Consider the following 21,538-nt stretch of genomic DNA (forward strand, 5'->3'; position numbering starts at 1 on the left):
GGAATGAACCCGGCTGCTTGAACGTTCATGCACCCGGCGGAGGGAGCCTCCGTGCCCGTACGAACCGTGGGGAAGCCGAGAAGCATGCGCGTCGAGATCTGGTCGGACATCGCCTGTCCCTGGTGCTATGTGGGCAAGGCCCGCTTCGAGAAGGCACTCGCGGCCTTCCCGCACCGTGACCGGGTCGAGGTGGTGCACCGCTCCTTCGAGCTGGACCCGCACCGCGCCAAGGACGACATCCAGCCGGTGATCGCCATGCTCACCGCGAAGTACGGCATGAGCGAGGCGCAGGCGCGGGCCGGCGAGGAGAACCTGGGCCGGCAGGCCGCCGCCGAGGGCCTGGCGTACCGCACCCGCGACCGCGACCACGGCAGCACCTTCGACATGCACCGGCTGCTGCACCTCGCCAAGGAGCACGGCCGGCAGAGCGAGCTGCTGGACGCGCTGTACCGGGCGAACTTCGCCGAGGAGCGGTCCGTCTTCGGCGACGACGAGCGGCTGGTGGAACTGGCCGTCGCCGCCGGTCTCGACGCGGGCGCCGCCCGCGAGGTGCTCGCCGACCCCGCCGCCTACGCCGACGAGGTCCGCGCCGACGAGCAGGAGGCGGCGCGACTGGGGGCCACCGGCGTGCCGTTCTTCGTCCTCGACCGCGCCTACGGCGTGTCCGGGGCCCAGCCCGCCGAGGTCTTCGCCCGGGCACTGGACCAGGCCTGGGGCGAGCGCTCCCCGCTGACGCCGGTCCAGGACGGCGACGCGGACGCCTGCGGCCCGGACGGCTGCGCGGTGCCGCGCCCCTGAGCCCGTCCGCGGACGACGGCGAGCCGCAGGTCAGGGCCTACGCATAAGCGCTGCTTGGGGAAACCACGTACACCTCGGCAATGGACTGCGGCTTCCCGGGACCCCACAGTGGTCCCATGGAGACCTTCGAGAGCCTCGTCCGTGCCGAGTTCGCCCCGAAGAACACCTACCTGAACACCGCGAGCACCGGGCTGCCGCCGCGGCGGACCGTCGCCGCCCTGCGCACCGCCGTGGAGGCGGCGGCCGCCGGGCAGCCGACCGACATGTTCGCCGACGTCGAGGCGGCCCGCGCCTCCTTCGCCCGGCTGACCGGGGTCCCCGCCCGCCGGGTGGCGGCCGGCGCCTCGGTCGCCGTCTACAGCGGGCTGATCGCCGCCTCGCTGCCCGCGGGCGCCGAAGTCGTCACCGCCGAGGGCGACTTCAGCTCGGTGGTGAACCCCTTCCACGTCCGCGGCGACCTCAAGGTGCGCGGTGTGCCCCTGGAGCGGGTCGCCGAGGCGGTGCGGCCCGGCACGGCGCTGGTCGCGGTGAGCGCCGCGCAGTCCGCGGACGGCCGCGTCGCCGACCTGCCCGCGATCACCGCCGCCGCGCGCGAGCACGGGGCGCGCACGTACGTCGACGCCTCCCAGGCCGCGGGCTGGCTGGACCTCGACGCGGACGCGTACGACTACGTCTCCGCCGTCGGCTTCAAGTGGCTCCTCTGTCCGCGGGGCGTGGCCTTCCTGACCGTCCCGGACGACCTCGGCGATCTCCGCCCGCTGTTCGCCGGCTGGGTCGCGGGCGAACGCCCCTGGGACAGCTGCTACGGGCCGGTGGAGGAACTCGCCCACTCGGCACGGCGGTTCGACGAGAGCCCCGCCCTCTTCTCCTACGCCGGCGCCCGCCGCTCCCTGGAACTCCTGGAGGAACTGGGCCCGGACGCCGTACGCGCCCACGACCTGGCCCTCGCCGACCGGTTCCGTGCCGGTCTCACGGCGCTCGGCCACCAGTCGGTGCCCGCGCCGGGCTCGCCGATCGTCTCCGTGCCCGGACTCGGCCACCGGCAGGGCGGGTTGAGTGAGGCGGGCATCGAGGTGTCCGACCGCGCGGGCTGTCTGCGGGCCGCCTTCCACCTGTACAACACGTCCGCCGACGTGGACCGGCTGCTGGACGTACTGGCCGGGTGAACACAGACCGGCCGGGGCCTCCCGTCCCACACGAGGAGGCCCCGGCCGGTCTGTCGGCCCGCGGTCGCTTCACCGGAGTGAGGTCCCGGGCCGTCTCATCTCACCGGATCGGCGAGAAGTCCCGCGCCCCGATGCCGTGTCTCCCGGGGGGCGACCCCCGCACCCCGGCCGACTCGTCTCACCGGATCGGCGTGAAGTCCCGCGCCCCGATGAACTCCGGCCGCCGGATCGGCGCCGCGAACGGCTCCACCGCCGTGTTCTCCACACTGTTGAACACGATGAAGACGTTGCTGCGCGGGAACGGCGTGATGTTGTCGCCGGAGCCGTGCATGGCGTTGCAGTCGAACCAGGTCGCGGAACCGGCCTTGCCGGTGAACAGCCGGATGCCGTGCTCGCCGGCCAGCTCGGTCAGCGCCTCGTCGGACGGCGTGCCCGCGTCCTGCATCTGCAGCGACTTCTTGTAGTTGTCCTTCGGCGTCTCACCCGCGCAGCCGAGGAACGTCTTGTGCGACCCCGGCATGATCATCAGGCCGCCGTTGGTGTCGAGGTTCTCGGTCAGCGCGATCGAGACGGACACCGTCCGCATGTTCGGCAGACCGTCCTCCGCGTGCCAGGTCTCGAAGTCCGAGTGCCAGTAGAAGCCACTGGCCCCGAAGCCCGGCTTGACGTTGATCCGGGACTGGTGGACGTAGACGTCCGAGCCGAGGATCTGCCGGGCCCGGCCCACGACCCGCTCGTCGCGCACCAGGGCCTCGAACAGCTCGCTGAGCCGGTGCACCTCGAAGACCGAGCGGATCTCCTGGGACTTCGGCTCGACGATCGAGCGCTCGTCGGCGCGGACCGCCGGGTCGGCGACCAGCCGCTCCAGCTCACGCCGGTAGACGTCCACCTCGTCGGCGGTGATCAGCTGATCGACGGCGAGGAAGCCGTCGCGCTCGAACCCCTGGAGGTCGGCGGCCGAGATCGGGCCGGGCGTGTCGGGCGCGCCCCACAGGACCGGGTCCTGGCGGGGGACGGCCACCTCCTTTGCGCCCCGGGTGGGGTAGAGGTCGGTGACGGCGGTCGGGTTCGTCTGTGTCGTCGCGGTGGTCACGGTGAACTCACACCTCCTCGGTCAGCAGCGGGTAGACGCCGTTCTCGTCGTGGTCCTCCCGTCCGGTGACAGGCGGGTTGAACACGCAGATGCAGCGGAAGTCCTCCTTGACACGCAGCGTGTGCCGCTCGTGCCCGTTCAGGAGGTACATGGTTCCGGGAGTGATCGTGTACGTCTTCCCGGTCTCGCGGTCGGTCAGTTCGGCCTCGCCCTCGACGCAGACCACGGCCTCGATGTGGTTGGCGTACCACATCGACGTCTCCGTACCCGCGTACAGGATCGTCTCGTGGACGGAGAAGCCGACCTTCTCCTTGGCCAGGACGATGCGCTTGCTCTCCCAGGTGCCGGACGCTGCCTTCACGTGCCGGTCGGTGCCTTCGATGTCCTTGAACGAACGGACGATCACGGTGTTGCGTGCCTCCTTGATCGGGGTGTGTGTGCGTGGACCCGCGTGGGCCTGCTCAGCGGCTCACGCGGTCTCGCGGACGGCGCGGGCGAGGATCTTCAGACCCTCGTCCAGCTCCTCGGGGGTGATGGTGAGGGCGGGGAGCATCTTGAGGACCTCGCTCTCCGGGCCGGAGGTCTCGACCAGCAGCCCGAGGTCGAAGGCGCGCCGCGCGACCCGCTCCGCGCGGTCCTTGTCGTGGAACTCCAGGCCCCACACCAGGCCGCGGCCGCGGTACTCCTTGACGTCGGCGAGGTTCTCCTCGGTGATCGCTATGAGCCACTGCTCGACCTGCTCGCCCCGGGCGCGGGTCTGCTTCTCCATCGCGGCCCCGTCGGTCCAGTACGCCTCCAGGGTGGCCGCGGCGGTGACGAACGCCGGGTTGTTGCCGCGGAAGGTGCCGTTGTGCTCGCCCGGCTCCCAGACGTCCAGCTCGGGCTTGAACAGGCACAGCGACATCGGCAGGCCGTAGCCGCTGATCGACTTCGAGACCGTGACGATGTCGGGGACGATCCCGGACTCCTCGAAGGAGAAGAAGGCCCCGGTGCGGCCGCACCCCATCTGGATGTCGTCGACGATCAGCAGCATGTCCTGCCGCTCGCAGAGGTCCTTGAGGGCGCGCAGCCACTCGGGCCGGGCGACGTTGATGCCGCCCTCTCCCTGCACGGTCTCCACGATCACCGCGGCGGGCTTGTTGAGACCGGAGCCCTGGTCCTCGAGCAGCCGCTCGAACCACAGGAAGTCCGGCACCTGGCCGTCGAAGTAGTTGTCGAACGGCATCGGCGTGCCGTGCACCAGCGGTATGCCGGCGCCGGCCCGCTTGAAGGCGTTGCCGGTGACGGCGAGGGAGCCCAGGGACATGCCGTGGAACGCGTTGGTGAACGACACGATCGCCTCGCGCCCCTTCACCTTCCGCGCCAGCTTCAGCGCGGACTCCACCGCGTTGGTGCCGGTCGGGCCGGGGAACATCACCTTGTACGGCAGGTCGCGCGGCCGCAGCACCAGGTCCTGGAAGGTCTGCAGGAACGTGCGCTTGGCGGTGGTCGACATGTCGAGCCCGTGGGTGACGCCGTCGCGCTCCAGGTAGTCGATCAGCGCGCGTTTCAGGACGGGGTTGTTGTGGCCGTAGTTCAGGGAGCCGGCGCCCGCGAAGAAGTCGAGATACTCGTGGCCGTCCTCGTCGTACATGCGGCTGCCGCGCGCGCGGTCGAAGACGGTGGGCCAGCCGCGGCAGTAGCTGCGCACCTCGGACTCCACGGTCTCGAAGACGCTCAGGTCGGGCTGGGTGATGGTCACGGCGAATCGCTCCTCGGTGCGTGAGGGGGGTGGGGTGGGGAGATGCTGGGGGCCGGCCAGGTCAGAAGGAGAGCGGGCCGATGCGGTAGAGGACCTCGGGGTCGTGCGGGCCGTCCGGGAACCGCTCGGTCGCGAACAGGACCTCGCGCTCGACGGTGGCGCCGTGGCGGGCGGCGTACGAGGTGAACAGCCGCTCGGAGGCGGTGTTGCCCGGGGTGATCGTGGTCTCGACGGACGTCAGCCCGCGCTCGGCGGCGACCCGGGCGGTGAGCGCGTCCAGCAGCTTGGCGGCCAGGCCCTGGCCGCGGTACGCGGAGTCGACGGCCACCTGCCACACGAGCAGGGTGTCCGGGCGGTCCGGCCGCACGTACCCGGTGACGAAGCCGACGGGCTCGCCGTCGGCCCCGCGCGCCACCGCCGATGTGGCGGCGAAGTCCCGGCACCACAGCAGATAGCTGTACGAGGAGTTCAGGTCCAGCGTCCCGGAGTCCTTCGCGAGCCGCCACAGCGCGGCGCCGTCGGCGACGGCGGGACGCTCGATGCGGGGGGTCTCCGGCAATTCGGCGTGGGGGGCGTGCAGGTCTGCTTGTGCGGCAGTCATGCAAATTGAACTTACCGAGGGCAATTGAAAAATGCATCGCCTTTCGGGGTTACATAACTCCGGTGCCTGTGTTATCGCGCGAGCGCCCGTCCGCGCGTCGGGCCGCCTTATGTGGCGGTTTGCCTGGGGATTCCCGGACAAAAGTGCGCTCCTGTGGAGTGTGTCACAGTGACGCAATCCGCACGAGATCTCACCGAATTACATGTGTCGACGTTCGCAGAATCTTTGCGTTTGAGGAGCGGAGAACGGGGCAGAAGCAGAATGGCTCATCAGCTGAATTCTAATTCTGGAATATAGGGGTTCCGCGGGATCTAACGCCAGGCCTCGGCCGCCGCGAGGCGCGCCGCCCCGACGTCGACCGACGCGCCCTTCCGGGCCAGCGCCCCGCCCAGCGCCGCGAGGCAGGCCTCGACCGACGCGCGGGTGGCGTCGGCGCCGTAGTGGTTGACGCGGATCATCTCCTTGGCCAGGGCGCCCCCGCCCGCCGCCAGAGGGAGCGCGGGGTCCGCCGCCAGGGCGTCCGCGACCAGCTCGGACGCCGTCACGCCGGAGGGCGCCCGCAGCGTCGTGGCGACCGGGGCCGCCTCCGCCGCCTCGTACACGTACGGCTCCAGACCCCCGCCCAGCGCGAGCGCGCCCGCCCGGGTTGCCGCGGCGGCGCACCGGTGGCGGGCCATCACGGTGTCCAGGCCGGCCGTCTCGATGCGCTCCACGCACGCCTCCAGGGCGAGCATCTCCAGTTGCGCGGGCGCGTGCAGCAGCGCGGTGCGGCCGCCGTCGACCCAGCGCTCCTTCCAGTCGAGCAGCGACAGGTACGAGCGGCGCGGCGCCCGCGGGTTCGCCGCCATCCGCGCCCACGCCCGCTCGCTCACCGACACCGCCGACACCCCGGCCGGCCCGCCCATCGCCTTCTGCGCCCCGATCACGCACAGGTCCACGCCCCAGGCGTCCGGCAGCACCGGCTCCGCGCCGACCGAGGCGACGGCGTCCAGATAGAACAGCGCCCCCTGCTCCCGCACCGCCGCGCCGATCTCCGCGACCGGGTTGGTGTTGCCGGTCGCCGCCTCCGCGTGCACCAGCGACACGAAGTCGATCTCCGGGTGCTCGGCGAAGGCCTGCCGGACCTGTGCCGCCGTGACCGCCGTGTGGAACGGCACCGCCAGGTCGATCACCGTCGCCCCGCAGTCCCGCAGCCAGTCGCCGAAGGTCTGTCCGTACGGGCCGGTCACGATGTTCAGCGCCGTCGTCCCGGGGCCGGCCGCGGCGCGGATCGCGCCCTCCAGCGGCAGCAGCGCCTCGCCCTGCATGATCACGACGTCCTGCTCGGTGGAGAGCAGCCGGGCCACCCGGTCCTCGATCGAGGCGAAGCGGGCGGCGCTCAGCGGGGCGAGGTCCAGGAAGGGGTGGGTCACGGCGGTGCTCTCTTCTCGGTCGCGAGGTCGGCGAGATCGAGCGTAACCGGCGGCCGTCACACGGCTTCCATCGGTGACTTCTCAGGTCACGGGGCCCTGTAACCATGGGATTGGTTTGAGAAACCCCAAGATCTCCTTATCATTGGAACCCGCAGTCTCCCTGCGGCACACCTTCCCCCCTCCATCCCCCCACAGAGAGGTCGCTCCCGTGATCACGCTCTCCGGGCGCCGGGCCCGCATCCTGGCCGCCACCACCGCTACGGCCGGGCTGGTGCTCGTGGCCGGCTGCACGTCGAGCGGCAGCGGCGGCAAGACGGCCGCCGGCGGGGTCGACGTCGTCAAGGCGGGGCAGCTGACCACCTGCACCCACCTGCCCTACCCGCCCTTCCAGTCGGAGATCGACGGCAGGGTCCAGGGCTTCGACGTCGCGCTCGTCGACCTGGTCGCCAAGGACCTCGGGGTGAAGCAGCAGATCCTCGACACCCCCTTCGAGAACTTCAAGACCGGCGCCTTCCTCAACTCCGGCCGGTGCGACCTCGCCGCGGCCGGCATGACGATCACCCCCGAGCGCAAGAAGAACGTCGACTTCTCCGACCCGTACTTCAACGCCACCCAGGCCGTCCTCGTCGACCGCAAGAGCGGCGTCACCTCCTTCGCCGGCCTCAAGGCCAAGGGCAGGAAGCTCGGCACGCAGGCGCAGACCACCGGCGAGGACTACGCCAAGAAGCGGGGCTTCGACCCGATCTCCTTCGAGTCCTCCGACGCCCTCCTCAACGGTCTGCGCACCGGCCAGGTCCAGGGCGTCGTCATCGACTACCCGGTCGTCCAGGGCTGGCTCAAGGACAAGGCCAACGCGGGCGCCTTCAAGGTCGTCGACAACCTCGAAACCGGCGAGCAGTACGGCTTCACGGTGAAGAAGGGCAACACCAAGCTCCGCGCCGCGATCAACAAGGCGATCGCGGACGCGAAGGCCGACGGCACCTACAAGAAGCTGTACGAGCGGTGGATCGGTCCGTACGACGCCGCCGCGGCCTCGCCCTCCGCCTCATGACGGACGCCACCGGCACCCCCACGGCCCCGGTCCGGCCGCGCGGGAAGGGCCTCACCCGGCGCCAGAGGCGCAGGCTGTCCCGCGGCGTCCAGTACGCCGTCTTCGTCGCCGCCGTGCTCGCCCTCGCGGTCACGGCGGACTGGGGACGGCTGCAGAACCAGTTCGCGCAGCCCGGCATCGCCGAGCAGATGTTCCCGGACGTCATCACCCTGGCGCTGAAGAACACCGTGCTCTACACCCTGTCCGGCTTCGCCGTCGGCCTGGTGCTCGGCATGGTGATCGCGCTGATGCGGCTGTCGTCCGTCGGCCCCTACCGCTGGCTCGCGGGCCTCTACATCGAGGTCTTCCGCGGCCTTCCCGCCCTGCTGATCTTCATCTTCGTCGGCGTGGCCGTGCCGCTGGCCTTCCCCGGCACGGAGATCGTCGGCGGGACGTACGGCAAGGTCGCCCTCGCGCTCGGCCTGGTCTCCGCCGCGTACATGGCGGAGACGATCCGGGCCGGACTCCAGGCCGTCCCCAAGGGGCAGACGGAAGCGGCGCGCTCGCTGGGCTTCTCGCCCGCGCGGGCCATGGTCTCCATCGTCGTCCCGCAGGCCTTCCGGATCATCCTCCCGCCGCTCACCAACGAACTCGTCCAGCTCTTCAAGGACTCCTCGCTGGTGCTGTTCCTCGGTGTCACCCTGGAGGAGCGCGAGCTGTCGAAGTTCGGGCGCGACCTGGCCAGCACGACCGCCAACTCCACGCCGATCCTGGTCGCCGGCCTGTGCTACCTGCTGGTCACGATCCCGCTCGGCTTCGTCGCCCGCCGTATGGAGGCCAAGGCCCAGGAGGCCGTCAAGTGAGCACCCCCGAGATCCTGATCCGCGACCTGCACAAGTCCTTCGGCGACAACGAGGTGCTGCGCGGCATCGACCTGGAGATCGGCCGGGGCGAGGTCGTCTGCGTCATCGGCCCCTCCGGCTCCGGCAAGTCGACCCTGCTGCGCTGCGTGAACCTGCTGGAGGAGCCCACCCGGGGCCAGGTCGTCGTCGGCGGCACCGAACTGACCGACCCCGACGTGGACATCGACGCGGCCCGCCGCCGGATCGGCATGGTCTTCCAGCAGTTCAACCTCTTCCCGCACCTGTCGGTGACCGACAACCTCACGCTCCCGCAGCGCCGGGTGCTGCGGCGGGACCGGGCGACGGCGGCCCGGGTGGCCGCCGAGAACCTGGAGCGCGTCGGGCTGTCGGAGAAGGCCGGCGCCTACCCGTCCTCCCTCTCCGGCGGCCAGCAGCAGCGCGTCGCCATCGCCCGCGCGCTCGCCATGGGCCCGGAGGTGATGCTCTTCGACGAGCCGACCTCGGCGCTCGACCCCGAACTGGTCGGGGACGTCCTCGCCGTGATGCGGATGCTCGCCGACGAGGGCATGACGATGATGGTGGTCACCCACGAGATGACCTTCGCCCGCGAGGTCGCGGACCGGGTCGTCTTCATGGACGGCGGAGTGGTCGTCGAGGACGGCGCCCCGGACCAGGTGATCCAGAACCCCGCCCACGAGCGCACCCGCCACTTCCTCTCCCGCCTGCTCGACCCCGCGATGGCCGAGGTGGAGGAGGAGACCTCCGACCGGGTGGGCGGGAAGCGACCGTGACTGACTAGGGTGCGGGCATGAGCGATGACGCCGTGCTGCAGGTGAGGGGACGGGTCCTGGTCGGCCCGGACGAGGTCCGCGACGAGGTGTGGGTCGTCGGCGGCCGGATCTCGTACGAGCGGCCCGCCGCTGCCCGTGACGTCCGTACCGTCGAGGGCTGGGCGCTGCCCGGTCTCGTCGACGCGCACTGCCACGTCGGCCTCGACGCGCACGGCCCGGTCGCCGACGACGTCTCCGAGAAGCAGGCGCTGACCGACCGGGAGGCCGGCACCCTGCTGATCCGGGACGCCGGTTCGCCCTCGGACACCCGCTGGATCGACGACCGCGAGGACCTGCCGAAGATCATCCGGGCGGGCCGCCACATCGCCCGCACCCGCCGCTACATCCGCAACTACGCCCACGAGGTGGAGCCCGAGGACCTCGTCGCGTACGTCGCCCGGGAGGCCCGGCGCGGTGACGGCTGGGTCAAGCTGGTCGGCGACTGGATCGACCGGGACCTCGGCGACCTGTCGGCCTGCTGGCCGCGCGAGGCGGCCGAGGCGGCGATCGCCGAGGCCCACCGCCTGGGCGCGCGCGTCACCGCGCACTGCTTCGCCGAGGACTCGCTGCGGGACCTGGTGGAGGCCGGGATCGACTGCGTCGAGCACGCCACGGGCCTGACCGAGGACCTGATCCCGCTGTTCGCCGAGCGCGGCGTCGCCATCGTGCCGACCCTGGTGAACATCGCCCTCTTCCCCAAGCTCGCCGAAGGCGGCGAGTCCAGGTTCCCGCGCTGGTCGGCGCACATGCGCCGGCTGTACGACCGCCGCTACGACACCGTCCGCGCCGCCCACGACGCCGGCATCCCGGTGTACGTCGGCACGGACGCCGGGGGCACGCTGCCGCACGGCCTGGTGGCGGGCGAGGTCGCGGAGCTGGCGACGGCAGGCATACCGCCCGTCGAGGCACTGTCGGCGACGACGTGGGGCGCCCGCCGCTGGCTCGGCCGGCCCGGCCTGGACGAGGGCGCGCCCGCGGACCTGGTGGTGTACCCCGAGGACCCGCGCGCGGACGTACGGGTCCTGGCGGCACCCCGCCGCGTGGTGCTGAACGGCCGGGTCGTCGGCTAGGACGCCGGTCCGGTCCCGGGGCCGCCCGGCCGTGTCGGTTGACGGGGCGTGACCGGGGCCCTGCCGGAGGCGTTGTGCACTCCGTCGTGTGCGCCGGTCGTCGACCCGCTCGTCCACTTCGAGAGGGGTGTGGGGGTGATGCCGGCGAACACGGGTGCCCAGAGATTCGAAAAGACTCCCGAAACTGCCACGATGGGGTGAAGTCACGCTGGATCTCTGACTGTTCACTCTCAGTGCGTAATTCTTGCCGGGTCCCAAGCATGTCTCACTGGGGGTCCCACACCTTGAACGGCACCACCTTCCGCCTGCCCGCACGCCGTTGCGCCACCGTCGCCGCGGTCACCGCCCTGGCCGCGGGCCCGCTGACGCTGACCGGCGCGGGCACCGCGCACGCGACCACCGACCATGGCCGCGCGACCGCCGTCGTCCTGCGCACCGGACTCGACGTCTCCCTGCTCGACAGGACGTTGGACGTTCCGCTCTCCGTCTCGCTCAACGACGTCCAGGCGCCGCGGAGCGCCGAGAAGACCGCGCTGACCGCCCGGCTGGACGGCGTCGACGGCGGAAGGCCGTTCAGCGTGCTCCGCGCGGACGTGGCCTCGGCCAGGGCGACCGCGGACGGGAGCGGGGCCGAGGGCTCGGTCCGCCTCACCCACGCCCGCCTCCACCTCCCCGGACTGCCCCTGCTGCCCCTCGTCGAGGTCGAGGACGTCACCGCCAGGGCGACCTGCGCGCCCGGGAAGGCGCCGGTCGCCACGGCGAACGCGCTGGGCTCGGTCACGGTGCTCGGCAAGAAGGTGACGCTCACGGCTGGCGGCACGACGGACGTACGGGTGCCGGGCGTCGGCGAGGTGCGCCTGGACCTGTCGAAGCGGCAGACCACGTCCCGTACCGCCGCGGCCACGGCCCTGCGACTCCGCGTCTCGGTCGACCCGTTGAAGCTGAACGTCGCCGAGGTCGAGGGGACCGTGACCCTCGCCGAGGCCACCTGCCGCGCCCCGTCGGCACCGGCCGGATCCACCCCGACCGAGCCGGCCGCGCAGTCCGCGCCCCCCGCCCCCGGCACCGGGGCCCAGGCCGCGCCCGCGTCCCCGGCGCCCGACATCAGGCCCCAGGGAACACCCGCGAAATCGGACCTTGCGGAGACCGGCGGCAGCACCCTGACTCCCTACCTCGCGGCCGGCTCCGTCGCCCTGCTCGCAGCGGGCGGAGGAGCGTTCGCCCTGGCACGCCGCCGACGGGGGTGACGCGCGGGGACCGGGGGCCGGGGTGACCGGTGCGCCTGTGCGCCAGGGTGGCGTGGCCGACGGGCACGGCTGACGCGCCGGGGCGCCGGGGGCCGTCGGACGGCGCCGGCCGGCGGGGCCCGCGCGTCGGGGTGCAGGGTTCCGGCGGGCCGGGCGGACCGGCTGGGGCGCCGACGGGCGCGGGTCCCGGGCGATGGCGCCGCCCGGGACCCGCCCTACGTCCCCGTCGTGGCCCCGAGCGCCCGCTCCAGTGCGTCCAGGAAGCCGTCCACCGTGGCCCGGTCCCGTACCGCCAGACGGAGCCAGTCCTCGCCCAGGCCCGGGAAGGTGCCCCCGCGGCGCACCGCGTACCCGAGGGCGCGCAGCCGCCGCCGTACGGTCGCCGCGTCCGGGACGCGGACCAGGACGAAGGGGCCCTCGGCCGGTTCCGCCACCCGCACCCCGCGGGACGCGAACGCGCCCAGGCCCGCCACCAGGTGGGCCCGGTCGGCGGCGGCGCGGTCGGCCGCCCGGGCCGCCTCCGCGAGGGCGCGCGGCTCCACGCACGCCTGTGCCGCCGTGAGCGCCGGCGTGGACACCGGCCACAGCGGCTGCGCCCGCTCCAGCTCCGCGATGGTCTCCGGGGCCGCCAGCACGTACCCGATCCGCAGGCCGGCCAGGCCCCACGTCTTGGTCAGGCTGCGCAGCACCACCAGGCCGGGCACGTCCGTCCGCCCCGCCAGCGCCTCCCGCTCACCCGGCACCGCGTCCATGAAGGCCTCGTCCACCACGAGCGTCCGCCCCGGGCGGGCCAGTGCGGCGACGGCGGCCGCCGGGTGCAGCACCGACGTGGGGTTGGTCGGGTTGCCGACCACCACCAGATCCGCGCCCTCGGGCACCGCGGCCGGGTCGAGCCGGAAGCCGTCCTCCGCCCGCAGCAGCACCCGCCCGACGCTGTGCCCCGCGTCCCGCAGCGCCGCCTCCGGCTCCGTGAACTGCGGGTGCACCACCACCGGCTGACGCACCTTCAGGGCACGGGCCAGCAGCACGAAGGCCTCCGCGGCCCCCGCCGTCAGCAGCACCCGCTCCGCGGGCAGCCCGTGCCGCGCCGCCACCGCGGCCCGCGCGGCCCGCCCGTCCGGATAGGCGGCGAGGCCGTCCAGACAGGCGGCGATCCGCTCCCGCAGCCACCCCGGCGGGGTGCCCGCGCGGACGTTCACGGCGAGATCGACCAGCGCCGAGCCGTCGTCGCGCACCTCGGCGTCCCCGTGGTGCCGCAGGTCGGGTCCGTCCCCGGCGGCCGTCCCGGCGACGTCCTCAGTGCGCATGGGAGGGGGAGTGCCCGCCGTGGTGGTGCCCGTGGCCGTGCCCGTGGCCGTGTCCGTGGTGGTGGCCGTCGTCGTCCGGGTGGAAGTGCGGCTGCTGCGGCATGCCCACCTTGTCCTCGAAGCCCGGCAGCGCGATCCGGTACACGCAAGAGTCGCAGTTCATCCGCAGATCGCCCCCGACGGCCTCCCGGTAGCGCTCCATCACCAGGTCCAGCAGCTCCGGCTCCGGTCCGATGACGTCCGCCGACCGCACCTCCACCTCCGGGTGCGCCGCCGCCCACTCCTCGGTCTGCCTGCGCACCCGGTCGGGAAGGATGCCGGTGAACAGGAAGTACGGCAGCACGACGATCCGCCGGGCACCGAGCCGGGCGCACCGGTCCAGCCCGCTCGGCACGTCCGGCGCCGCCAGCGACACGAACGCCGTCTCCACGCCCGCGTACCCGCGGCCCTCCCACAGCAGCCGCGCCGCCTTGGACACCTCGGCGTTGGCGTCCGGGTCCGTCGAGCCGCGGCCGACCAGCAGCACCGTCACCTCCGCCCGTTCCTCGGGCGCGGCGCCGCCGAGCGCCTCGTCCAGCCGCCGCTCCAGCACGCTCAGCAGCGCGGGGTGCGGGCCCAGCGGACGGCCGTAGGTGTACGAGATCCCGGGGTGCCGCTCCTTCTCCCGGGCCAGCGCCGCGGGGATGTCTCCCTTGGCGTGCCCGGCGGCCACCAGCATCAGCGGCACGGCGGCGAACCGGCGTACGCCCCGCTCCACCAGTTCGGTGACCGCCTCGCCCAGCGGCGGCGGGGACAGCTCGATGAAGCCGCCCGCGACGGGCAGTTCGGGGTGGCGGCGGCCCAGCTCCCGCACGAAGGCGCGGAACGCCTCGGCTCCGGCTTCGTCCCGGGTGCCGTGACCGGCGATGAGCAGGGCGGGCGGCGGGGTGGTCACGGGGTCTCCTTCGCGATGGGGTGGTACAGCAGGGCGTTGAGCGCGGCGGCGGCGACCGCCGAACCGCCCTTCTCGGACACGTTGCTCACGCCGGGCAGTCCGCTCTCCCGCAGCGCGGCCTTGGACTCGGCCGCCCCGACGAAACCGACGGGCAGCCCGACGACGAGCGCCGGCGCGGCGTCCAGCGTGAGCAGCTCCTCCAGGGCGGTCGGCGCGCAGCCGATCACCCACAGCGCTCCGGGGCCGACGTCCTCGTAGGCGAGCCGGATCGCGTGCGCCGAGCGGGTCAGTCCGGGGCCGGAGCGCGCGTCCTTCAGCCGGCAGACGGTGTCGCGCCGGGTGATCCCGGCGGCCACCATCTCCACGTCCACGACCACGGGCGCCCCGGCGTGCAGCGCGGCGTGCGCCGTGAGCAGCTCCTCCTCGTCGAGGACGAGGTCGTCGGCGTAGGCGAGGTCGGCGCTGGAGTGGATCACCCGCTCCACCACCGCCCGCGTCAGGGGCGCGAAGTGCGAGGTGTCCAGGCGGGTGCGCAGCCGCCGGAACGACTCCTGCTCGATCGGATGGACCACACGGTTCACCGGGCCTCCTCCTGCCGGTCGCCGGGCCGGGTGTCCTGCCAGCGGTAGCCGCGCGGGGTGACCATGCGGCCGGCGATCTCACGGGTCGCGGTGTTGCCCACCGTCACGACCGTCATCATGTCGACCCACGCCGGGTCCAGTTCGGCCAGGCTGGTCAGCCGGGTGGACTCGTCCGGCCGTGAGGCGTTGCGGACGATGCCGACGGGGGTCCCCGGCTCCCGGTGGGCGGCGAGGATCGCGAGCGCCTTCGGCAACTGCCAGTCGCGGCCCCGGGAGCGCGGGTTGTAGAAGGTCACGACGAGGTCCGCCCCGGCCGCCGCCCGCACCCGCCGCTCGATGACCTCCCACGGCGTGTGCAGGTCGGACAGGCTGATCGAGACGTGGTCGTGGCCGAGCGGCGCGCCGAGCAGCGCCCCGGCCGCGAGGGCCGCCGTCACGCCCGGCACACCGATCACGTCGATGTCGTCGGACGCCTCCGCGAGGGCGGGGGAGGCCATGGCGTAGACGCCGGCGTCCCCGCTGCCGATGAGGGCGACCGCGTGCCCGGCACGGGCCTCGGCGACCGCGGTGCGGGCCCGCTCCTCCTCCGCGCCGAGACCCGACTCCAGGATCCGGGTGCCGGGAAGCAGCAGGTCGCGGATCTGGTCGACGTACTGGTCGAGCCCGACCAGCACCCGGGCGCGCCGGAGTTCGGCCCTGGCCCGCGGGGTGAGCAGGTCCCGTGCGCCGGGCCCCAGCCCGACGACGGCGAGCCGGCCGCGTCCGGGCCGCCGCACGACGGCGCAGGTGGCCCGCGCCGGTTGCCCGTCGGCGCGCTCCGACTTCCGCTTGGGAACCAGGAGTTCACCGCCGCGGGCGAGGGCGGCGGCCTCCGCGACCGACGGGGTGCCGACCGCGGCGAGCGGCGCGTCGGACGGGTTGGGCACCTCGACCGCCGCCAGCTCCTCGGCGGTGTACGTCACCAGGGGCACCCCGAGCCGTTCGGCCGCCGCGACGATGCCGGGCTCGCCGGCCTTGGCGTCGACGGTGGCGAGTTCGGCGAGGGAGCGGAGGCAGAGCCCGGCGTCCCGCAGGGCGTCCTCGACCAGCCCGAGCACCTCCTCGACGGGGGCGCCCCGGGAGGCGCCGACGCCGACGACGAGGGACGGCGGGCGCAGCAGCACCTCCCGCTCGCCGGGCGCGACGGCCCGGTCGGTCAGCCGGACCGTGTACGAACCCTCCCGGGCCAGCGGCAGCGGGGGCAGCGGCCAGGCCACCTCGGCCGCCAGCGCCACCGGCTCGCCGTCCAGCAGCGCCCGAGACACCGCCGCGACGTCGCCCTCCACCGGCAGCCCCAGGGTGTCGAGGCCGGGCAGTCCGACGGAGTCCGTCGCCGTCGTCACCACCGGCGCCGCGCCCAGCAACTCGCCCACCTCCTGGGCGAGTTCGTTGGCCCCGCCGGCGTGCCCGCCGATCAGCGACACGGCGAACCGCCCGCCCTCGTCGACGCACACCACACCCGGGTCGGACGTCTTGCCGTCCAGCAGCGGTGCTACCAGCCGGACCACCGCACCCGTCGCCAGGAAGCACACGAGCCGCTCGCACTCGGCGAAGGCGGCCCGTACGGCGTCCCCGACGGGCCCGTCGTACACCCGGGTACGGTCCGGCCAGGCGGCCGCCAGCCGGTCACGGGCGGCCGTGCCCGCCGCGGTGGCGGAAATGAGGCCGATCACTGGGCAACTCCTTCGATGTCGATGCCGGCGCCGGTACCGAGGTCGGTACGGCTGCCGGTACGCGCCGGGGGCCGCACGCCCCACAGCAGGAACACGGGATTGGTCGCCGCCAGCCGGGTCACGTCGCCCGGCAGGGGCGCGAGCCGGGACGACTGCAGCAGCACCCCGTCGCAGGCGAACCCGGCGGCGGTGAGCGCCTCGCGGGCCGCGGGCACCCGGTCGAGCGCGGCCATCGCGACCACGACGGTGCGCCGGGCCCGGCGGGCGCACGCGGTGACAACGGCGGGCAGTTCGCGCCCGCCACCGCCGACGAACACCGCGTCGGGATCGTCGCCCAGCCCGGACAGCGCGTCCGGCGCCGCGCCGTGCACCACGGCCACACCGACGCCGTGCGCGGCGGCGTTGGCACGGATCCGCTCCACCCCGTCCGCCGTCCTCTCGACGGCGACCACGGCGGCGCCGAGCCGCGCGCACTCCACGGCGACGGAGCCCGACCCGGCGCCGACGTCCCACACCAGGTCGCCCAGCCGCGGCCCGAGCCGGGCCAGGGCCAGCGCGCGCACCTCGAACTTGGTGATCATCGAGTCGCGGTGCACGAACGCGTCCTCCGCCAGCGCCCAGCCGGCCGGTGCCGCGGGCGGCCCGGCGACCGTCCGCGCGGCCCCGAGCACGCGCGCCTCGTCCAGGCACAGCACCACGCTCACCGCCGGACCCCAGTCGCGGGCCGCGGCCCCGGCGGGCGTGACCCGCCGCACCCGCTCGCCGTCCGGGTCGCCGAGCGCGGCGGCGACGACGAGCACACGGTCGCCGTGGTCCGGGGCCAGCGCGGCGCCCAGCTCGGCCGGCCCGGCGCCGGGCCCCGTCAGCACGGCCACCTTCGGGTGCGCCCGGCACGCGTTGACGGCCGTCCGCAGGTCCCGCCCGTGCGCGCTCACCACCACCGCGTCGTCCCAGGGCAGCCCGAGCCGGGCGAAGGCGGTGGCGACGGAGGAGACGCCGGGCCGCACGTCGAGCCGCCCGGCGCCGAACCGCTCCGCCAGCGCCCGCACGATCCCGAAGAACCCGGGATCGCCGGAGGCCAGCACCACCACGGGCCGGTCCTTCGCTACGTACTCCCCGATCGTGTCCAGGGCGGGGGCCAGCGGCCCCAGCACGATCCGCTCGGCCGTCTCCGGCAGCGGTACGGCGTCCAGGTGCCGCCGGCCGCCCACCACGAGCTCCGCCCCGGCCAGCGCCCCGCCGTCCGGGGGCGCGCCGGTGCCCGCGCCGACGACCGTGATCACGTGCTCGCACCCCGCGCGCGCAGGGCCCTGCGGGCCTCCGGGTCGGCCTTGCGGAAGCCGTGGAAGTGGCCCGGGTGGTACAGGTGCGAGCGCGTGCCGTGGGCGTCGAGCGCCGGACCGACCAGGAACAGGGTGTGCTTCCAGAGCCGGTGCTCCTTGACGGTCTCCTCCAGCGTGCCGACCGTGCACCGCACGACCAGCTCCTCCGGCCAGGTCGCCTGGTACGCGACGACGACCGGGGTGGACGTGGGATACCCGCCCTCCAGCAGCTCCCGCACGAGCTGGCCGCTGCGGGCCGCCGACAGGAAGATCGCCATGGTGGTGCCGTGCCGGGCGAACTCGCGCACCTCCTCGCCGGGCGGCATCGGCGTCTTGCCGCCGCCCAGCCGGGTGAGGACGACCGACTGCGCGACCTCGGGGATGGTCAGCTCCCGCTGCGCGAGGGCGGCGACGGCCGAGAAGGCGGAGACCCCCGGCACCACCTCGGTGGCCAGGCCGATCGCCGCGCACCGGTCGAGCTGCTCCTGGGTGCCGCCCCACAGCGCCGGGTCGCCGGAGTGGATACGGGCGACCCGCAGCCCCTCCGTGTGCGCCCGCTCGTACACCGCGACCACGTCCTCCAGCGACAGGGCCGCCGAGTCCAGCACCTCCGCGTCCGCGCGCGCGTGGTCGAGCACCTCCGCCTGCACCAGGCTGGCCGCCCAGATCACGATGTCGGCCTCGGCGATCGCGCGGGCGGCGCGGAACGTCAGCAGGTCGGCGGCGCCGGGGCCGGCACCGACGAAGGTCACCTTGCCGGTGGGGGCATCGGCCATGGGATCGGGTCCTCTCGTGCGGAATGTCATGGTGTGTACGGGGTCGGGCGGGGCCGGATGTGCGCAACCGGGGCCTGATCCGATAGCAAGGGCACATGGCGGTCTTCGTCGCGCTGGGCGCGTTCCTGATGACGCTGGCCGGAGGCTGGACGGCGCAGCGGGTGACCGACCGCCGCCATCTGGTCCTGGGGCTGGCCGGCGGACTGATGCTGGGCGTGGTCGGCCTGGACCTGCTGCCGGAGGCCCTGCGCGCCGCGGACGCCGAGGTGTTCGGCGTGCCGGCGGCGCTGCTGCTGTTCGTGGCGGGCTTCCTCGTCGCCCACCTGGTGGAGCGCCTGCTGGCCGGCCGCCGGGCGGCGCACGGCGCCGAGGAGCACGTCCACCGCGCGCCCGAGGTGGGCCTGACGGCGGCGGCCGCGATGGTCGGGCACAGCGCCATGGACGGCCTGGCGATCGGCGCGGCCTTCCACGTGGGCGGCGGCATGGGCCTCGCCGTCGCGGTGGCCGTCATCGCCCACGACTTCGCGGACGGCTTCAACACCTTCACCCTCACCACCGTGTACGGCAACGAGCGCCGCAAGGCGATCGGGATGCTCGTCGCGGACGCGGTGGCACCCGTGGTCGGCGCGGCCCTGGCCGTCTTCCTCACCATTCCCGAGAAGGTGCTCGGCGGGTATCTCGGACTGTTCGGCGGGGCCCTGCTCTACCTCGCCGCGGCCGAGATCCTGCCCGAGGCGCACCACGAACACCCGGCCCGCTCGACCCTGCTGTGCACGATCGCGGGCGCGGCCTTCATCTGGCTGGTGGTGGGCCTGGCGGGCTGAGCCGGCCCGGACACGGCTCACAGCTTGCCGCCCCGCCCGCCGTCGCGGCGAGCGGGCGCGATCAGCGTCGACAGATACGGCAGCGTCTCCCCGTCGAGGTCCGCGGCCGGCCGGATCGACTCCTCCGGCAGCCCGAGCGCCGACCCCCACACCGCGTCGCCGATCCGCCCCGTCTCCCGCAGCGCCTCGGCGACCTCGCCCGCCTGCCGCCCGAACTTGTAGGCGACCACCGTGCCCGGACCCGCGAGGGCGTCCTTCAGCACGGCGGACCCGGCGGTGACGGGCACGAGCGTGAGCGGCTCCGTGCCCTCGGTCAGCACGGCCCCCGAACGCGCCGCAAGATCCTGCATCGCGGTGATACCGGGCACGGTCTCCACCACGGTCCCCGGCACCAGCGCGGCGACGGTGTGCGCGAGATACGTGAAGGTGGAGTACACGTTCGGATCGCCGATGGTGGCGAAGGCGACGCTGCCGCGGTCCCTCAGCAGCCCGGCGACCCGCTCGCCCGCGGCGTCCCAGGCGGCCTCCCGCCGCGTCCGGTCGGTCCGCTCGTTCAGCGCGAACACCACCCGCAGCACCTTCTCCGCGGGCACGTAGTGCAGCACGGTCGCCTCGGCCCGCCCCCGCTCCAGGGTGTCCATCACGGGGACGACGACGACCTCGGCCGCGCGCAGCGCGTTCACGCCCTTGACGGTCACCAGCTCCGGGTCGCCGGGCCCGACCCCCACCCCGATCAGCCTGCTGCTCATGACGTCCGGCACCTCTCGACGAACCGACGGGCGACACCGGGCGCGGACGCCCAGTGCGTGTGCAGATAACTCGCGTGCACACCGCGCTGTACGAAACCTTCGACCCGCCGTCGAGGAGCGCGCACGCCCCAGGCGGGGGCCGCCCCCGAGCCGGGCTCGACGACGGTCCGGTGGAACTCGTGGCCCCGCATCCGCTCCCCGGCGGCGGCGAGCACGCTGTCGCCGAGGGCCACGGCGTCCCGGTAGCCGAGCGTGAGCCGCTCGCTCATCCGGGCGGACGCGTCGAGCACCCCGCACATCGCAAGCCCGTCCAGCTCCCGGCACAGGTAGAGCAGCCCGGCGCACTCGGCGGCCACGGGAGCCCCGGACTCCGCGAGGGCAGCGACCGCCTTGCGCAGCGGCTCGTTGGCGGACAGCTCGGCCGCGTACACCTCGGGAAAGCCACCGCCGATGACCAACCCGCTTGTCCCGTCCGGCAGTCGCTCGTCACGCAGGGGGTCGAAGGGCACGACCTCGGCGCCCGCGGCGGTCAGGAGTTCCGTGTGCTCGGCGTAGGAGAAGGTGAACGCGGCCCCACCGGCCACGGCGACCTTCAGCCTGTCCCGGGGGCACCCCCTGCTCGAAGGGCTCGGGGGAGTTTGCGCACGAGGCCGTTCAGGCCGAAGCGGGGGTCCGGGGGCGGCAGCCCCCGGGGACGGGACGGGAAGAGGCGTAGGGGGCGAAGCGGCCAGGGCCCCGGCCGCGTCCCACGCCGCACACGACAACGCCCCCGCCCCCCGCGCCAGCGCCATCAGCGCGTCCAGGTCGCACCCGTCGGACACCTGCGCCGCCATCGCCGCCACCGCGGTCACCGCGTCCGCCCGCCGCTCGGCGACCGGCACCAGCCCCAGATGCCGCGACGGCGTGTTCACCTGCGGCGCCCGCCGCAGCACCCCGAACACCGGCACCCCGACGGAGTCCAGCGCCTCCCGCAGCAGCTCCTCGTGCCGGTCCGAGGCGACCTTGTTCAGGATCACGCCCGCGACCCGCACCTCCGGATCCCAGGAGGCGAACCCGTGCACCAGCGCCGCCACGGACCGCGACTGCGACGACGCGTCCACGACGAGCACCACCGGCGCCCGCAGCAGCTTCGCCACCTGGGCGGTGGACGCCAGTTCACCCTCCCCGGCGGCCCCGTCGTACAGCCCCATCACACCCTCGACGACGGCCACGTCGCACCCGTGCGCGCCGTGCGCGAACAGCGGGCCGACGAGCTCCGGCCCGCACAGGTACGCGTCGAGGTTGCGCCCCACCCGCCCGGTGGCGAGCGCGTGGTACCCGGGGTCGATGTAGTCCGGCCCGACCTTGTGCGGGGACACGGCGAGCCCCCGCGCGGTCAGCGCGGCCATCAGCCCCGTGGCGACGGTGGTCTTGCCGCTGCCGGAGGCGGGCGCGGCGACGACCAGCCGGGGCACGGACGAGGAGGACGAGGTCAGCACGGCC

General features: G+C 74.0%; 21 protein-coding genes. 8 read left to right on the forward strand and 13 right to left on the reverse strand.

Annotation, left to right across the window (positions count from 1 at the left end):
- The first annotated feature begins 84 nt into the window (after positions 1-84).
- Positions 85-798 carry a DsbA family oxidoreductase gene (locus ACIQ9G_RS05075; RefSeq protein ID WP_403606438.1) on the forward strand — a complete coding sequence of 238 codons (714 nt, stop codon included), beginning with the start codon at positions 85-87 and terminating at the stop codon, positions 796-798.
- A gap of 80 nt (positions 799-878) precedes the next feature.
- The gene (locus tag ACIQ9G_RS05080) at positions 879-1,964 is read left to right on the forward strand and encodes an aminotransferase class V-fold PLP-dependent enzyme (RefSeq protein ID WP_403606441.1); all 1,086 of its coding nucleotides are present in this window, start codon (positions 879-881) and stop codon (positions 1,962-1,964) included.
- Positions 1,965-2,142: 178 nt separating this feature from the next.
- On the opposite strand, the gene thpD is transcribed toward ACIQ9G_RS05080, so the two are convergent.
- The 5 genes from thpD to ACIQ9G_RS05105 form a co-directional block, all read right to left on the reverse strand.
- The gene (gene thpD, locus ACIQ9G_RS05085) at positions 2,143-3,057 is read right to left on the reverse strand and encodes an ectoine hydroxylase (protein WP_403606444.1); all 915 of its coding nucleotides are present in this window, start codon (positions 3,055-3,057) and stop codon (positions 2,143-2,145) included.
- Positions 3,058-3,064: 7 nt separating this feature from the next.
- Positions 3,065-3,463, reverse strand: coding sequence for an ectoine synthase (locus ACIQ9G_RS05090; protein WP_356186756.1), 399 nt, complete (start codon positions 3,461-3,463; stop codon positions 3,065-3,067).
- 63 nt (positions 3,464-3,526) lie between these two features.
- Complete coding sequence (gene ectB / locus ACIQ9G_RS05095; RefSeq protein WP_403606448.1) at positions 3,527-4,798, reverse strand: diaminobutyrate--2-oxoglutarate transaminase; 1,272 nt, start codon at positions 4,796-4,798, stop codon at positions 3,527-3,529.
- Positions 4,799-4,859: 61 nt separating this feature from the next.
- Entirely contained in the window at positions 4,860-5,399 is a 540-nt protein-coding gene (gene ectA, locus ACIQ9G_RS05100; RefSeq protein ID WP_403606451.1) for a diaminobutyrate acetyltransferase, read from the reverse strand.
- Positions 5,400-5,710: 311 nt separating this feature from the next.
- Positions 5,711-6,811 (reverse strand): pyridoxal-phosphate-dependent aminotransferase family protein, encoded by a 1,101-nt coding sequence (locus ACIQ9G_RS05105; RefSeq protein WP_403606455.1) that lies wholly within the window; start codon positions 6,809-6,811, stop codon positions 5,711-5,713.
- 208 nt (positions 6,812-7,019) lie between these two features.
- On the opposite strand from ACIQ9G_RS05105, the gene ACIQ9G_RS05110 reads away from it, so the two are divergent.
- The 5 genes from ACIQ9G_RS05110 to ACIQ9G_RS05130 all read left to right on the forward strand — a co-directional run bounded on the left by ACIQ9G_RS05110 (position 7,020) and on the right by ACIQ9G_RS05130 (position 11,851).
- Positions 7,020-7,862, forward strand: a complete 843-nt coding sequence (locus ACIQ9G_RS05110; protein ID WP_403606458.1) for an ABC transporter substrate-binding protein — start codon at positions 7,020-7,022, stop codon at positions 7,860-7,862.
- On the forward strand, positions 7,859-8,704 hold the full coding sequence (locus ACIQ9G_RS05115; RefSeq protein ID WP_403606461.1) for an amino acid ABC transporter permease: 846 nt from the start codon (positions 7,859-7,861) through the stop codon (positions 8,702-8,704). Before ACIQ9G_RS05110 ends, ACIQ9G_RS05115 begins: the two co-directional genes overlap by 4 nt.
- Complete coding sequence (locus tag ACIQ9G_RS05120) at positions 8,701-9,495, forward strand: amino acid ABC transporter ATP-binding protein (RefSeq protein ID WP_403606464.1); 795 nt, start codon at positions 8,701-8,703, stop codon at positions 9,493-9,495. The genes ACIQ9G_RS05115 and ACIQ9G_RS05120 overlap by 4 nt, the downstream gene beginning before the upstream one ends.
- Positions 9,496-9,512: 17 nt before the next feature.
- Entirely contained in the window at positions 9,513-10,604 is a 1,092-nt protein-coding gene (locus ACIQ9G_RS05125) for an amidohydrolase family protein (RefSeq protein ID WP_403606467.1), read from the forward strand.
- A gap of 284 nt (positions 10,605-10,888) precedes the next feature.
- A complete protein-coding gene (locus ACIQ9G_RS05130) occupies positions 10,889-11,851 on the forward strand; it encodes an SCO1860 family LAETG-anchored protein (protein WP_403606470.1) in 963 nt (320 codons plus the stop codon).
- Between the two features lie 215 nt (positions 11,852-12,066).
- Here ACIQ9G_RS05130 and cobC read toward each other — a convergent pair whose 3' ends face one another.
- Genes cobC through cobM form a run of 6 tightly spaced genes read right to left on the reverse strand, consistent with a single transcriptional unit; the run spans position 12,067 to position 18,483 of the window.
- Positions 12,067-13,158 carry an Rv2231c family pyridoxal phosphate-dependent protein CobC gene (gene cobC / locus ACIQ9G_RS05135; protein ID WP_403606473.1) on the reverse strand — a complete coding sequence of 364 codons (1,092 nt, stop codon included), beginning with the start codon at positions 13,156-13,158 and terminating at the stop codon, positions 12,067-12,069.
- Complete coding sequence (locus ACIQ9G_RS05140; RefSeq protein WP_403606476.1) at positions 13,148-14,092, reverse strand: sirohydrochlorin chelatase; 945 nt, start codon at positions 14,090-14,092, stop codon at positions 13,148-13,150. The genes cobC and ACIQ9G_RS05140 overlap by 11 nt, the downstream gene beginning before the upstream one ends.
- Positions 14,089-14,673: a precorrin-8X methylmutase gene (locus ACIQ9G_RS05145; protein ID WP_403606479.1), complete on the reverse strand. Its 585-nt coding sequence runs from the start codon at positions 14,671-14,673 to the stop codon at positions 14,089-14,091. Before ACIQ9G_RS05145 ends, ACIQ9G_RS05140 begins: the two co-directional genes overlap by 4 nt.
- Positions 14,670-16,385: a precorrin-3B C(17)-methyltransferase gene (gene cobJ / locus ACIQ9G_RS05150; RefSeq protein WP_403606482.1), complete on the reverse strand. Its 1,716-nt coding sequence runs from the start codon at positions 16,383-16,385 to the stop codon at positions 14,670-14,672. The genes ACIQ9G_RS05145 and cobJ overlap by 4 nt, the downstream gene beginning before the upstream one ends.
- Entirely contained in the window at positions 16,382-17,668 is a 1,287-nt protein-coding gene (cbiE, locus tag ACIQ9G_RS05155) for a precorrin-6y C5,15-methyltransferase (decarboxylating) subunit CbiE (RefSeq protein ID WP_403606484.1), read from the reverse strand. Before cbiE ends, cobJ begins: the two co-directional genes overlap by 4 nt.
- Positions 17,665-18,483 (reverse strand): precorrin-4 C(11)-methyltransferase, encoded by an 819-nt coding sequence (cobM, locus tag ACIQ9G_RS05160; RefSeq protein ID WP_392195853.1) that lies wholly within the window; start codon positions 18,481-18,483, stop codon positions 17,665-17,667. The genes cbiE and cobM overlap by 4 nt, the downstream gene beginning before the upstream one ends.
- 95 nt (positions 18,484-18,578) lie before the next feature.
- Here cobM and ACIQ9G_RS05165 point away from each other — a divergent pair, with 95 nt between their 5' ends.
- On the forward strand, positions 18,579-19,307 hold the full coding sequence (locus tag ACIQ9G_RS05165; RefSeq protein ID WP_402439004.1) for a ZIP family metal transporter: 729 nt from the start codon (positions 18,579-18,581) through the stop codon (positions 19,305-19,307).
- A 17-nt stretch (positions 19,308-19,324) separates the two neighbouring features.
- Here ACIQ9G_RS05165 and cobI read toward each other — a convergent pair whose 3' ends face one another.
- Together cobI and ACIQ9G_RS05175 are read right to left on the reverse strand one after the other, a co-directional pair.
- Complete coding sequence (gene cobI / locus ACIQ9G_RS05170; RefSeq protein ID WP_403606488.1) at positions 19,325-20,056, reverse strand: precorrin-2 C(20)-methyltransferase; 732 nt, start codon at positions 20,054-20,056, stop codon at positions 19,325-19,327.
- Positions 20,053-21,534, reverse strand: coding sequence for a cobyrinate a,c-diamide synthase (locus ACIQ9G_RS05175; protein ID WP_403606491.1), 1,482 nt, complete (start codon positions 21,532-21,534; stop codon positions 20,053-20,055). The genes cobI and ACIQ9G_RS05175 overlap by 4 nt, the downstream gene beginning before the upstream one ends.
- Positions 21,535-21,538 lie beyond the last annotated feature (4 nt).

The sequence above is a fragment of the Streptomyces sp. NPDC096152 genome (genome assembly GCF_044763235.1).
Taxonomy (GTDB): domain Bacteria; phylum Actinomycetota; class Actinomycetes; order Streptomycetales; family Streptomycetaceae; genus Streptomyces.

Excerpts from the sequence above, each read along its gene's own strand:
- ACIQ9G_RS05075 (WP_403606438.1), top strand. The coding sequence starts at position 85 with ATGCGCGTCGAGATCTGGTCGGACATCGCCTGTCCCTGGTGCTATGTG.
- ACIQ9G_RS05080 (WP_403606441.1), top strand. The coding sequence starts at position 879 with ATGGACTGCGGCTTCCCGGGACCCCACAGTGGTCCCATGGAGACCTTC.
- ectA (WP_403606451.1), bottom strand. The coding sequence starts at position 5,399 with ATGACTGCCGCACAAGCAGACCTGCACGCCCCCCACGCCGAATTGCCG.
- ACIQ9G_RS05115 (WP_403606461.1), top strand. The coding sequence starts at position 7,859 with ATGACGGACGCCACCGGCACCCCCACGGCCCCGGTCCGGCCGCGCGGG.
- ACIQ9G_RS05125 (WP_403606467.1), top strand. The coding sequence starts at position 9,513 with ATGAGCGATGACGCCGTGCTGCAGGTGAGGGGACGGGTCCTGGTCGGC.
- cobC (WP_403606473.1), bottom strand. The coding sequence starts at position 13,158 with ATGCGCACTGAGGACGTCGCCGGGACGGCCGCCGGGGACGGACCCGAC.
- cobM (WP_392195853.1), bottom strand. The coding sequence starts at position 18,483 with ATGGCCGATGCCCCCACCGGCAAGGTGACCTTCGTCGGTGCCGGCCCC.
- ACIQ9G_RS05165 (WP_402439004.1), top strand. The coding sequence starts at position 18,579 with ATGGCGGTCTTCGTCGCGCTGGGCGCGTTCCTGATGACGCTGGCCGGA.
- cobI (WP_403606488.1), bottom strand. The coding sequence starts at position 20,056 with ATGAGCAGCAGGCTGATCGGGGTGGGGGTCGGGCCCGGCGACCCGGAG.